This is a genomic window from Pseudomonas sp. NPDC089752 (assembly GCF_044748725.1).
Lineage (GTDB): Bacteria > Pseudomonadota > Gammaproteobacteria > Pseudomonadales > Pseudomonadaceae > Aquipseudomonas.
Window position 1 is genome coordinate 193509 of the sequence record NZ_JBIVGP010000009.1, and the last position, 12801, is coordinate 206309.

The 12801-nt window shown below is 63.2% G+C and carries 13 protein-coding genes; 10 read left to right on the forward strand and 3 right to left on the reverse strand.

Annotation, left to right across the window (positions count from 1 at the left end):
* Positions 1 to 239: 239 nt before the first annotated feature.
* The 4 genes from rpoZ to ACIPZF_RS17355 are packed head-to-tail and all read left to right on the forward strand — an operon-like array spanning position 240 to position 3857.
* A complete protein-coding gene (rpoZ, locus tag ACIPZF_RS17340; RefSeq protein ID WP_012312123.1) occupies positions 240 to 503 on the forward strand; it encodes a DNA-directed RNA polymerase subunit omega in 264 nt (87 codons plus the stop codon).
* 59 nt (positions 504 to 562) lie between these two features.
* Positions 563 to 2671: a bifunctional GTP diphosphokinase/guanosine-3',5'-bis pyrophosphate 3'-pyrophosphohydrolase gene (gene spoT / locus ACIPZF_RS17345; RefSeq protein WP_400801531.1), complete on the forward strand. Its 2109-nt coding sequence runs from the start codon at positions 563 to 565 to the stop codon at positions 2669 to 2671.
* Positions 2672 to 2694: 23 nt separating this feature from the next.
* Positions 2695 to 3075 (forward strand): RidA family protein, encoded by a 381-nt coding sequence (locus ACIPZF_RS17350; protein WP_043199829.1) that lies wholly within the window; start codon positions 2695 to 2697, stop codon positions 3073 to 3075.
* Between the two features lie 56 nt (positions 3076 to 3131).
* Complete coding sequence (locus tag ACIPZF_RS17355) at positions 3132 to 3857, forward strand: hypothetical protein (protein ID WP_400801613.1); 726 nt, start codon at positions 3132 to 3134, stop codon at positions 3855 to 3857.
* A 109-nt stretch (positions 3858 to 3966) separates the two neighbouring features.
* Here ACIPZF_RS17355 and ACIPZF_RS17360 read toward each other — a convergent pair whose 3' ends face one another.
* A complete protein-coding gene (locus ACIPZF_RS17360; protein ID WP_400801532.1) occupies positions 3967 to 4824 on the reverse strand; it encodes an SDR family oxidoreductase in 858 nt (285 codons plus the stop codon).
* A 192-nt stretch (positions 4825 to 5016) separates the two neighbouring features.
* Between ACIPZF_RS17360 and exbB the strand changes: the two genes are divergently transcribed.
* From exbB to ACIPZF_RS17390, 6 genes are all read left to right on the forward strand, one after another.
* Positions 5017 to 5988 (forward strand): tonB-system energizer ExbB, encoded by a 972-nt coding sequence (gene exbB / locus ACIPZF_RS17365; protein ID WP_400801534.1) that lies wholly within the window; start codon positions 5017 to 5019, stop codon positions 5986 to 5988.
* 3 nt (positions 5989 to 5991) lie between these two features.
* Positions 5992 to 6420, forward strand: a complete 429-nt coding sequence (exbD, locus tag ACIPZF_RS17370) for a TonB system transport protein ExbD (RefSeq protein ID WP_400801535.1) — start codon at positions 5992 to 5994, stop codon at positions 6418 to 6420.
* Positions 6417 to 7151 carry an energy transducer TonB gene (locus ACIPZF_RS17375; protein ID WP_400801537.1) on the forward strand — a complete coding sequence of 245 codons (735 nt, stop codon included), beginning with the start codon at positions 6417 to 6419 and terminating at the stop codon, positions 7149 to 7151. Before exbD ends, ACIPZF_RS17375 begins: the two co-directional genes overlap by 4 nt.
* A gap of 94 nt (positions 7152 to 7245) precedes the next feature.
* Positions 7246 to 8172 (forward strand): LysR substrate-binding domain-containing protein, encoded by a 927-nt coding sequence (locus tag ACIPZF_RS17380; protein ID WP_400801538.1) that lies wholly within the window; start codon positions 7246 to 7248, stop codon positions 8170 to 8172.
* A 3-nt stretch (positions 8173 to 8175) separates the two neighbouring features.
* Positions 8176 to 10254: an ATP-dependent DNA helicase RecG gene (gene recG / locus ACIPZF_RS17385; RefSeq protein ID WP_400801540.1), complete on the forward strand. Its 2079-nt coding sequence runs from the start codon at positions 8176 to 8178 to the stop codon at positions 10252 to 10254.
* A gap of 78 nt (positions 10255 to 10332) precedes the next feature.
* Positions 10333 to 11736 carry an HDOD domain-containing protein gene (locus ACIPZF_RS17390; RefSeq protein WP_400801542.1) on the forward strand — a complete coding sequence of 468 codons (1404 nt, stop codon included), beginning with the start codon at positions 10333 to 10335 and terminating at the stop codon, positions 11734 to 11736.
* 109 nt (positions 11737 to 11845) lie between these two features.
* Here ACIPZF_RS17390 and ACIPZF_RS17395 read toward each other — a convergent pair whose 3' ends face one another.
* Complete coding sequence (locus ACIPZF_RS17395; protein WP_400801543.1) at positions 11846 to 12220, reverse strand: helicase; 375 nt, start codon at positions 12218 to 12220, stop codon at positions 11846 to 11848.
* 149 nt (positions 12221 to 12369) lie between these two features.
* Positions 12370 to 12669, reverse strand: a complete 300-nt coding sequence (locus ACIPZF_RS17400; RefSeq protein ID WP_400801545.1) for an HU family DNA-binding protein — start codon at positions 12667 to 12669, stop codon at positions 12370 to 12372.
* Positions 12670 to 12801: the final 132 nt, after the last annotated feature.

The following is a 12801-nucleotide window of genomic DNA, read 5'->3' on the forward strand; positions in this document are numbered from 1 at the left end:
GGTTATCGTCGGGATCATGCACTGAGGGCTTCTATTTCGGCCCTTTCGCGGGGCAAGCCCGCTCCCACAGGGGGCCAAGGCTGCTGAGTCATTGTGGGAGCGGGCTTGCCCCGCGAAGAAGCCCCCACAGCCCTACCGACAAAACAGCGCTTCCCTATTGGCTGGTGATTTTTTAAACTATCGAGTCCGCCTGCCCATATTGGGCTGCACGCCCATCGCATTTGCTACTGAGGAAGACCATGGCCCGCGTAACTGTTGAAGACTGCCTGGAACACGTGGATAACCGTTTTGAGCTGGTCATGCTCTCGACCAAGCGCGCCCGTCAGCTGGCGACCGGCGGCAAAGAGCCACGCGTAGCGTGGGAAAACGACAAACCGACCGTCGTTGCCCTGCGTGAAATCGCTGAAGGCATCGTGACCAACGAATTCATCGCCGCTGAAGAGATCGTCACCGAGGATCCGGTCTTCGCCGCGTTCGAGGACGAGTCCAACGAGGCCGTCTAAGCCATGCCTGGTCGACGTCGCGCGGCACAAGGACCTCTTCCTCGGCAAGAGGTGAAACCATGCCGGGCATAGAAGCCTTAGCCGAACGGCTGTCGACCTACCTGGGCCCCGAACAGGTCAACCTGGTTCGCCGGGCCTACTTTTACGCCGAACAGGCACACGATGGGCAGCGCCGCCGCAGCGGCGAGCCCTACGTGACCCATCCGCTGGCCGTGGCCGGCATCCTCGCCGACATGCACATGGACCATCAGAGCCTGATGGCGGCCATGCTGCACGACGTGATCGAAGACACCGGCATCGCCAAGGAAGCCCTCAGCCAGCAGTTTGGCGAGACGGTGGCCGAGCTGGTCGACGGGGTCAGCAAACTGACCCAGATGAACTTCGAAACCAAGGCCGAGGCGCAAGCCGAGAACTTCCAGAAGATGGCCATGGCCATGGCCCGCGATATCCGCGTGATCCTGGTCAAGCTGGCCGACCGCCTGCACAACATGCGCACGCTGGAAGTGCTGTCCGGCGAAAAGCGTCGGCGCATCGCCAAGGAAACCCTGGAAATCTACGCCCCCATCGCCAACCGGCTGGGCATGCACACCGTGCGCGTGGAATTCGAGGACCTCGGCTTCAAGGCCATGCACCCGATGCGTTCGTCGCTGATCCACCGGGCGGTCAAGAGCGCACGCGGCAACCGTAAAGAGATCGTCGCCAAGATCGAGCACTCGCTGGCCAACTGCCTGGCCGCCGACGGCATCCAGGGCGAAGTCAGCGGCCGGCAGAAACACCTCTATGGCATCTACAAGAAGATGCGCGGCAAGCGCCGTGCCTTCACCGAGATCATGGACGTGTACGCCTTCCGCATCATCGTCGACAAGGTCGACACCTGCTACCGCGTGCTCGGCGCCGTGCACAACCTGTACAAGCCGCTGCCCGGGCGCTTCAAGGATTACATCGCGATCCCCAAGGCCAACGGCTACCAGTCGTTGCACACCACGCTGTTCGGCATGCACGGCGTGCCCATCGAAATCCAGATCCGCACCCGCGAGATGGAAGAGATGGCCAACAACGGCATCGCCGCGCACTGGCTGTACAAGTCCAACGACGATGAACAGCCCAAAGGCAGCCACGCCCGCGCCCGTCAGTGGGTCAAGGGCATCCTCGAGTTGCAGCAGCGTGCCGGCAACTCGCTGGAATTCATCGAGAGCGTGAAGATCGACCTGTTCCCCGACGAGGTCTACGTGTTCACGCCCAAAGGCCGGATCATGGAGCTGCCCAAAGGCTCCACGGCCGTCGACTTCGCCTACGCGGTGCACACCGACGTCGGCAACAGCTGCATCGCCTGCCGCATCAACCGTCGCCTGGCGCCGCTCTCCGAGCCGCTGCAAAGTGGTTCGACGGTCGAGATCGTCAGTGCCCCTGGCGCAAGGCCGAACCCCGCCTGGCTCAACTTCGTGGTCACCGGCAAGGCCCGGACGCACATCCGTCACGCGCTCAAGCAGCAGCGTCGCTCCGAGTCGATCAGCCTTGGCGAGCGCCTGCTGAACAAGGTGCTGACCGGTTTCGACAGCAGCCTGGAGAAGATTCCTCAGGAGCGCATCAGCGCGATCCTCGCCGAATACCGCCTGGAGCTGATCGAAGACCTGCTCGAGGACATCGGCCTGGGCAACCGCATGGCCTACGTGGTCGCCCGCCGCCTGCTGTCGGCCGAAGGCGAACAGCTGCCGGCGCCGGAAGGCCCGCTGGCGATCCGCGGCACCGAGGGCCTGGTGCTGAGCTATGCCAAGTGCTGCACGCCGATCCCGGGCGACCCGATCGTCGGCCACCTGTCGGCGGGCAAGGGCATGGTCGTGCACCTGGAGAACTGCCGCAACATCAGCGAAGTTCGCCACAACCCTGAGAAATGCGTACAGCTTTCCTGGGCCAAGGACATCACCGGCGAATTCAATGTCGAGTTGCGTGTCGAGCTGGAACACCAGCGCGGCCTGATCGCCCTGCTGGCCAGCAGCGTCAACGCCGCCGACGGCAACATCGAGAAGATCAGCATGGACGAACGCGACGGCCGCATCAGCGTTGTCCAACTGGTGGTCAGCGTGCACGACCGCGTGCACCTGGCTCGTGTGATCAAGAAGCTGCGTACGCTGACCGGCGTAGTCCGCATCACCCGCATGCGTACGTAGTCCGCCAACCGCAAGGAGTCATCATGAGCAAGACCGTCATCAACAGCGACAAAGCCCCTGCCGCCATCGGTACCTACTCGCAAGCGATCAAGGCCGGCAACACCGTGTACATGTCGGGCCAGATCCCGCTGGACCCGAAAACCATGGAGCTGGTCGAAGGCTTCGAAGCCCAGACCGTCCAGGTGTTCGAGAACCTCAAGTCGGTCGCCGAAGCCGCTGGCGGTTCGTTCAAGGACATCGTCAAACTGAACATCTTCCTCACCGACCTGAGCCACTTCGCCAAGGTCAACGAGGTGATGGGCCGCTACTTCGAGCAGCCATACCCAGCCCGCGCCGCCATTGGCGTTGCCGCGCTGCCGAAAGGCGCCCAGGTCGAAATGGACGCTATCCTGGTCATCGAGTGATGCCGCCGGTGACGGGCACCGTGCCCGTCACCCTTCTGTTCAAGGTTACCCCCACCATGCGTCAAGCACTGCCCCTCGCGCTGGCAGCCCTGCTTCTGAGCGGCTGCGCCAGCCACAAACCTGAAGATTTGAACGGCACCTGGATCAACCAGGAAGCCATCGACGCCGCCGTCAAAGGTGGCAGCCTGCGCCAGGCCCTGAACGAACACGGCCCGGTGTTCGAGTGGAAACTCGATGTGGCCAACCAGCGAGCCAGCTTCAGTAACGGTTTCGAGGCCGGCGACGGCCAATTCAGCGCCAATGAAAAGCAATGGCAGGCCAACTTTCAGGGCGGCTGGACCGACCAGCTTGTGCTCGATGGCGATAAACTGAAGACCACTGACCAGAGCGGTGCCGAGCAGACCTTCGAGCGCAGCAAGCAACCTGGCAATACCCCGCTGGGTGGCAGCTTCGAGAAGGCGCTGTATCAGGCTTACCTGGGTGGCGAGTGGAAGATCGTCGAAGGTGAAGGCAAAGGCGGCGTGGTGCGCTTCGCCGATAACGGCAGCGTGACCGGCCTGCCAGGCCCGGACCGCTATGCCCTGTGCCTGGCGGGCGACTGCGCCAACATGGGCGGCAGCAACGACAGTCTGTGGCTGGAGCGCAACCAGCGTGGCGCGCCGTTCATCTTCAAGCGCGATGACGACAAGCTGGAGATTTTCCGTGCGGTGAACCAGGCACAGCCGGATGAGATACCTCAGTTGGCAGCCGGCGCTCGGCAGTGGGTGCTGGAGAAGGATTAGGCCTCACCGGCCTCTTCGCGGGCAAGCCCGCTCCCACAGGTGCACCACTGCCCTTGAGAACAGTGATGTACCTGTGGGAGCGGGCTTGCCCGCGAAGAGGCCGGTCGTATCAACTCTTCTCGTTCAGAATCGCCGCATACCCTTCCTTGTAACTCGAATACGCCGGCACCCAACCCAACGCCCTCACCCGCGCATTGCTGCAACGCTTGCTGCCGGTCCGGCGCACCCGCTGCTCATCAGACCACTCGGTAACGCCCATGTAGCCCCGCAACCAGCCCACCACATCGGCCAGTGGCGCCGGGTCGTCATCAACACCTATATAGCAATCCTCCAGCGCCACACCCTCGGCATCCTTTTCCAGCAGGAAAGCCAGCAGGTTGGCAGCATCTTCGGCATGGATGCGGTTGCCATACAACGGCGGCTCCTCGGCCACTCGATACCCCTGGCGTACTTGGCTAAGCAGCCACTCACGCCCCGGCCCATAGATGCCAGTCAAACGCACCACGCTTGCCGGAACACCGCTGGCCAGTGCCAATCGCTCGGCCTCCAGCATCACACGCCCGGAATAGCCTTCAGGCTCGGTGGCCGCAGTCTCGTCGATCCATTCGCCATCCTTTTGCGCAAACACGCTGCTGCTGGACACGAACAGCAGGCGCTTCGGGTGCTGGCCGCGTTCGGCCAACCAAGCCAGCACATGGCGCAAACCGTCAACATACGCGGCCTGATAGCCGGGCTCATCATGCTGACTGGCGGCGACGCAGTACACCAGATAGTCCGGCGAACGCTGCGGCCATGAGGATGGAATGCTTGAGTCGCAAAGGTCGGCAGCGATAGGCTCAACACCGGCAGGCAGGTCCTCGACCGAGCGCCGCAGGCCGCTGACATGCCAGCCTTTAGCCAGCAATTGACGGGCTAAACGGCCCCCTACATCACCGCAACCGACTATCAAAGCGGAAAGGTCTGACATCTCTATACTCCCTAGACCAAAGATTCAGGCTAGCCGGATTACACGATAGGCGGCTAGACCATGGGCGAAAAAAGCAACATGATTACTTTTGTTAACAAGAATTACTTGCAATAATGGCACCCCTATCTGTTCTCGGCCTATCTCGAGGCCTTGGAGAACGCTCACTTTTTTTCTTCATCAGGTCCGGCCAGCATGACACGTACTCAACCTTCCGCTTCGCCAACCCCGTCGCGCGCCTGGCGCGCCATCGCCGCGCTGATGTTCAGCCTGGTGCTGGCCCCAGTGGCCATGGCCGATGAGCCAACCGCCAACGCCAGCACCCCCGCTGCCGCAACCGCTCCGGCTGCCCCGGCCGCCGAAGCCCCGGCTCCAGCAGCAGACGGTCAGGTCGCCACGCCGGTCGATGCGCCTGCAGCGGTAGACCCAAGTGTCGAAGCGCTGGTCGAAGACACCTCGCTGGGCATGGCCCACGACCTGTCGCCATGGGGCATGTACAAGAACGCCGACATCGTGGTGAAGATCGTCATGATCGGCCTGGCCATCGCCTCGATCATCACCTGGACCATCTGGATCGCCAAAGGCTTCGAGCTGATGGGCGCCAAGCGCCGTCTGCGCGGCGAGATCGCCCAGCTGAAGAAATCCGCCAGCCTCAAGGAAGCCAGCGACGTCTCGAACAAGGAAGGCACCCTGGCCCACACTCTGGTCCACGATGCCCTCGAAGAGATGCGCCTGTCGGCCAACGCCCGCGAGAAGGAAGGCATCAAGGAACGCGTCAGCTTCCGCCTGGAACGCCTGGTGCACGCCAGCGGCCGTAACATGAGCAGCGGCACCGGCGTGCTCGCCACCATCGGTTCCACTGCGCCGTTCGTCGGTCTGTTCGGTACCGTATGGGGCATCATGAACAGCTTCATCGGCATCGCCAAAACCCAGACCACCAACCTGGCCGTAGTTGCTCCCGGCATCGCCGAAGCCCTGCTGGCTACCGCCCTGGGCTTGGTCGCCGCGATCCCGGCGGTGGTCATCTACAACGTCTTCGCCCGCTCCATCGCTGGTTACAAGGCACAGGTTTCCGACGCTTCGGCGCAGGTGCTGCTGCTGGTCAGCCGTGACCTCGACCACCAGGGCAGCGACCGCGCCGCCCCGCACATGGTGAAAGTGGGGTAAGCCATGGGCCTGCATCTCAACGAAGGTGGCGACGACCTCGCCGAAAACCACGAAATCAACGTTACGCCGTTCATCGACGTGATGCTGGTACTGCTGATCATCTTCATGGTTGCCGCGCCTCTGGCCACGGTCGACATCAAGGTCGACCTGCCGGCCTCGACCGCCAAGCCGGCACCGAGGCCCGAGAAGCCGGTGTTCGTCAGCGTCAAGGCCGACCAGAAGCTGTACGTCGGCGACGATCAGGTGCCTGCCCCCGCGCAGCTTGGCGCGATGCTCGACGCCAAGACCAAGGGTGACAAGGAAACCACCATCTTCTTCCAGGCCGACAAAGGCGTGGATTACGGTGACCTGATGGAAGTGATGAACACCATGCGTGCGGCCGGCTACCTCAAGGTCGGCCTGGTCGGACTCGAGACGGCAGCCAAGAAATGACGACAACGCGCTCAAACATGGCGCGCTACGGTAGCAGCCTGGCGATCGTGCTGGGCGTGCACGTGGTCGCCGTGGTGCTGACGCTCAACTGGTCGGTGCCCCAGGCCATCGAGCTGCCCCCGGCAGCCATGATGGTCGAACTGGCACCGCTGCCGGAACCCGCGCCACCACCACCGCCGAAGGCCGCTCCACAGCCACCGGCACCGGTCGAAGAACCGCCGATGCCCAAGCTGGTAGAAGCGCCGAAACCGAAAATCGCCATCGCCAAGCCGCCCAAGCCGAAGCCCAAGCCTCAACCACCGAAGCCTGAGAAGAAGCCTGAGCCGCCCAAGGATGAACCACCGGCCAAGGAACAAGTGGTCGATACGCCGCCAAGCAACACGCCACCGCAGAAGTCGGCGGCACCGGCGCCGAGCATCGCCTCCAACAGCCAAGCGTTGCCGACCTGGCAGAGCGACCTGCTGCGCCACCTGGCGAAGTACAAGCGCTACCCGGAAGACGCGCGCCGTCGCGGCCTGCAGGGCATCAACCGCCTGCGCTTCGTGGTCGATGCCGAAGGCAAGGTGGTGTCGTACTCGATGGCTGGCGGTTCGGGCAGCGCGGCACTGGACCGGGCAACCCTGGAAATGATCCGCCGGGCCGGCACCGTACCCAAGCCGCCTGCGGAGTTGCTGAACAATGGCACGATCGAAGTCGTGGCGCCGTTCGTCTACTCGCTGGACCGTCGCTGATACTTTTGTTTCTGTCACAAATCGGCAAGTCTGATAACGTGCGTCTATCAATTGCAGCCGCTATGCTGGGCTCGCAACTTCATGGACGCACGTTATGACCCTCACAGAACTCCGCTACATCGTCACCCTCGCCCAGGAGCAGCACTTCGGCCACGCCGCCGAGCGTTGCCACGTCAGCCAGCCGACCCTGTCCGTCGGGGTGAAGAAGCTCGAGGACGAGCTTGGCGTGCTGATCTTCGAGCGCAGCAAGAGCGCGGTGCGCCTGACTCCGGTCGGCGAAAGCATCGTTGCCCAGGCACAGAAGGTATTGGAGCAGGCCCAAGGTATCCGCGAGCTGGCCCAGGCCGGCAAGAACCAGCTGACCGCCCCACTCAAAGTCGGTGCCATCTATACCGTCGGCCCCTACCTGTTCCCGCACCTGATCCCGCAGCTGCACCGCGTGGCGCCGCAGATGCCGCTGTACATCGAAGAAAACTTCACCCACGTGCTGCGCGAAAAACTGCGCAATGGCGAACTGGACGCGGTGATCATCGCCCTGCCGTTCAACGAAGCCGACGTGCTGACCCTGCCGCTGTATGACGAGCCGTTCTGTGCCCTGATGCCCGCCGACCACCCGTGGACGGCAAAAAAGACCATCGACACCGCCATGCTCAACGACAAGAGCCTGTTGCTGCTCGGCGAGGGTCACTGCTTCCGTGATCAAGTACTGGAAGCCTGCCCGACGCTGAACAAGGGCGGTGATGCTGCCAAGCACACCACGGTCGAATCCAGCTCGCTGGAAACCATCCGCCACATGGTGGCCTCGGGCCTGGGGGTGTCGATCCTGCCGCTGTCGGCGGTGCACAGCCACCATTACGCACCGGGGGTCATCGAAGTTCGCCCACTGACCGCACCCGCCCCCTTCCGTACCGTAGCCATTGCCTGGCGCGCCAGCTTCCCGCGGCCGAAGGCCATCGAGATCCTTGCCGACTCGATCCGCCTCTGCTCGGTAGCCAAGCCAGCCGTGGAACAACCGGCCTGAGTCATGACTGAGCTGTCGAAGGTCTCGGTCACTGCGCTCAAGGGTGTCGGCGAAGCCATGGCGGAAAAGCTCGCCAAGGTCGGCCTGGAAAACCTGCAGGATGTGCTGTTCCACTTGCCCCTGCGTTACCAGGACCGTACCCGCGTGGTGCCCATCGGCGCCCTGCGCCCGGGCCAGGATGCGGTGATCGAAGGTGTGGTCAGCGGCGCCGACGTCACCATGGGCAAGCGCCGCAGCCTGGTGGTGCGCCTCGGTGATGGCACGGGCGTGCTCAGCCTGCGCTTCTATCACTTCAGCAATGCCCAGAAGGAAGGCCTGAAACGCGGCACCCACGTGCGCTGCTATGGCGAGGCTCGCCCTGGCGCCTCTGGCCTGGAGATCTACCACCCGGAGTACCGCGCGCTCAATGGCGATGAACCGCCTCCGCCGGTCGAGCAGACCCTGACGCCGATCTATCCGTCCACCGAAGGCCTGACCCAGCAACGCCTGCGCCTGCTCTGCCAGCAGAGCCTGGGCATGCTTGGCCCGCGCAGCCTGCCGGACTGGTTGCCGGATGAGCTGGCCCGGGACTATCACCTGGCGCCGCTGGACGATTCCATCCGCTACCTGCACAACCCACCCGCCGACGCCGACCTCGACGAGCTCGCCGAAGGCCAGCACTGGGCCCAGCATCGCCTGGCCTTCGAAGAGCTGCTGACCCACCAGCTGTCGCAACAGCGCCTGCGGGAAAGCCTGCGCAGCTTGCGCGCGCCGGTGCTGCCCAAGGCCAAGCGCCTGCAGGCGCAGTATCTGGCCAACCTGGGCTTCCAGCCGACCGGTGCGCAACAGCGTGTGGCCAACGAGATCGCCTATGACCTCAGCCAGCACGAACCGATGATGCGCCTGGTTCAGGGCGACGTAGGCGCCGGCAAGACCGTAGTGGCCGCGCTCGCCGCGCTGCAGGCCCTGGAAGCCGGCTATCAGGTGGCGCTGATGGCGCCCACCGAGATTCTCGCCGAACAGCACTACATCACCTTCAAGCGCTGGCTCGAACCGCTGGGCCTGGAAGTCGCCTGGCTGGCCGGCAAGCTCAAGGGCAAGGCCCGCACCAGCGCCCTGGAACAGATCGCCAACGGCGCGCCGATGGTGGTGGGCACGCACGCGCTGTTCCAGGAAGAAGTACAGTTCAAGCACCTGGCCCTGGCGATCATCGACGAACAACACCGATTTGGCGTGCAGCAACGCCTGGCCTTGCGCAAGAAAGGCGTGGCCGGTGAACTGTGCCCCCATCAGCTGATCATGACCGCCACGCCGATCCCACGGACCTTGGCCATGAGCGCCTACGCCGACCTCGACACCTCGGTGCTCGACGAGCTGCCACCAGGGCGTACACCCGTGAATACCGTACTGGTCGCCGACAGCCGCCGCTTCGAAGTGGTCGAGCGGGTACGCGCCGCCTGCGCCGAGGGGCGCCAGGCCTATTGGGTGTGTACGCTGATCGAAGAATCCGAAGAGCTCACCTGCCAGGCCGCGCAGAGCACCTATGAAGACCTCGGCAGCGCCTTGGGCGAGCTGCGCGTGGGCTTGATCCACGGGCGCATGAAGCCTGCGGAAAAGGCCGCGGTCATGGCCGAGTTCAAGCAAGGCGACCTGCAGTTGCTGGTCGCGACCACCGTGATCGAAGTCGGTGTGGACGTGCCCAACGCCAGCCTGATGATCATCGAAAACCCCGAACGCCTGGGCCTGTCCCAACTGCACCAGCTGCGCGGCCGGGTTGGCCGGGGCAGCGCGGTGAGCCACTGCGTGTTGCTCTATCACCCGCCGCTGTCGCAGATCGGCCGTGAACGCCTGGGGATCATGCGGGAAACCAACGATGGCTTCGTCATCGCCGAAAAGGACCTGGAACTGCGCGGCCCTGGCGAGATGCTCGGCACCCGCCAGACCGGCCTGCTGCAATTCAAGGTCGCCGACCTGATGCGCGATGCCGACTTGTTGCCCGCCGTGCGCGACGCCGCCCAGGCCTTGATCGCTCGCTGGCCGGACCACGTCAGCCCGCTACTTGACCGCTGGCTGCGCCATGGCCAGCAATATGGCCAAGTGTGACGCCAGTACCAGAATGGATCCAGCTTTGCGACCAGACTGGTTATACTTCGCATTTAAAAGAATCAGTGGATACGGACCATGACTGAAGTTGCCCTGGACACCGCAACCCCACACGCACCGTCTGTCATCCGGCTGTTGCTCGATAAACTGGGCGTGGCCTACCGCGAGGTGTCCGAACACCCGCAAGCGCCTGCAGCCTCGCGGGTACAGGCGATCCTGCTGGACGACGAGATCGGCGCTTTGATGGTGCTGTTCCCGCAGAGCAAGCTGCTGGACCTCAACCGCCTGGAAGAGCTGACTGGCCGCAAGCTCAAGGCCGTACCCGTGGCACGCCTGAAACAGATGCTCGACAAGCACCAGCTCAAGGCCTTGCCGGCCATTCCGGCGCTGACCAGTTCGCCCTGCCTGTATGAAGGCAAGTTGCTCGAAGCTGATCGGCTGCTGATCCAGTCCGGCGAAGCCGGGCTACTGCTGGAAATTGAGCAGGAAGACTTCAAGCGCATGCTGAAAAAGGCCAGCGCAGGCAGCTTCGGCCAACCAGTTCGGGAAATTCGCCCCAACCTCGACCGCCCGGATGACGACTCCAAAGAGATCACCCAGGCCGTCCAGGCGTTCACCGCCCGACGCATCCAGAAGCGCCTGGAAGAAACCATCGAGATTCCACCGCTGGCCGACACCGCGCAGAAGATCATCAAGCTGCGTGTCGACCCCAACGCCAGCATCGACGATATCACCGGTGTGGTCGAAACCGACCCGGCGCTGGCTGCGCAGGTGGTCAGCTGGGCCGCATCGCCCTATTACGCTTCACCCGGCAAGATCCGTTCGGTGGAAGATGCCATCGTCCGCGTGCTGGGCTTCGACCTGGTGATCAACCTGGCCTTGGGCCTGGCGCTGGGCAAGACCCTGAGCCTGCCCAAGGATCACCCGCAGCAGGCCACGCCGTACTGGCAGCAGTCGATCTACACCGCCGCGATCATCGAAGGCCTGACCCGCGCCATGCCGCGCGCAGAACGCCCGGAAGCCGGCCTGACCTACCTGGCCGGGCTGTTGCACAACTTCGGTTACCTGCTGCTGGCACATGTGTTCCCGCCGCACTTCTCGCTGATCTGTCGCCATCTGGAGGTCAATCCGCACCTGTGCCACACCTATGTGGAGCAGCACCTGTTGGGTATCAGCCGCGAACAGATCGGCGCCTGGCTGATGAAGCTGTGGGACATGCCGGAAGAACTGCAAACGGCGCTGCGCTTCCAGCACGACCCTTCATATGAAGGCAGCTACTCGGCCTACCCCAACCTGGTGTGCCTGGCCACACGCCTGCTGCGCTCGCGCGGGATTGGCTCGGGGCCGCAGGAGGCGATCCCTGACGCGCTGCTGGAGCGTTTGGGGATTACCCGGGATAAAGCCGAAGATGTGGTGAACAAGGTGCTTGAGGCCGAAAGCCTGCTGCGCGAGCTGGCTTCGCAGTTCAACGCACCGCACTGAGGCTACTGCGGACTCTGTGGGAGCGGGCTTGTCCCGCGAACACCGGCTAGCCGGTGCCATGCTCCGCAGCGAGTCCTTCGCGGGGCGAGCCCGCTCCCACAGAAATACATTAGCCCTTCTTCTTCGGCTTCAGGTACTTCATCAAACCCTGAAACCACATCACCAGCGCCGGATTGCCCTTGATCTGGATGTTCTTGTCCTGAATGCCCTGCATGAACGCCAGCTGCTTGTTGCTCGCCTGCATCGTGGCGAAGCCGTAGGCGGCATCCTTGAAGGCGATGGCGAAGGCTGGCTGTGGGTGGCTGCCACCCTTGCTGCTGATGCGTTCGCCGCTGACGGTGAAATGCCGGGCTACTTTGCCATCGAGGGTCTGCATCTGGAACACCAGGTCCTTGTCCTTCAACTGCTGCTGAAACGCCGGGTTGGTGCGGCTGGCCCTGGCCATCAACAACCCCATGGCCCAGAGAAGAAAGCGAAACTTCATCAACTCGCCTCGAATGAAAAATGACTGAGGCACGCAGTTTAGCCTTTTCTCGTACTATTTACGCAAGTTCGCTGCACGTTTACTGCAGAAAGCACAACGGGCGCCCTGGGGCGCCCGTTTGTAGAGAGGCTGAAGGTATCAGGCGTCGATCACTTGGTCTTTTTGGCCGGCTTGGCGGGAACGTTGACGCTGTCGCGCAGGTTCTTGCCGGGCTTGAACGCCACGGTATTGCTGGCTTTGATTTTCACCGGCTCACCGGTCTGCGGGTTCTTGCCCGTGCGAGCGCCACGATGGCGTTTCTCAAAGGTGCCGAAGCCGACCAGGGTGACGGTGTCCTTGTCCAGGGCACCGGTGATGCTGTCGAGAATCGCGTTCAGCACCTGGTTGGCCTTTTCCTTGGTCAGATCGGCCTTTTCGGCGATGACGGCGGCGAGTTCTGGTTTACGCATAGTGAAGCCTCTTTGACGGAATTTTTTGTTGTTATTGCCGTGCTGCCATGAAAGCAGCGTTCAAGGCACCGCAGGCTCTAATCTGCGGCAGACGGAAGTGAGAATGGCACGCCCTCCGGGGCCGCGCCAGTG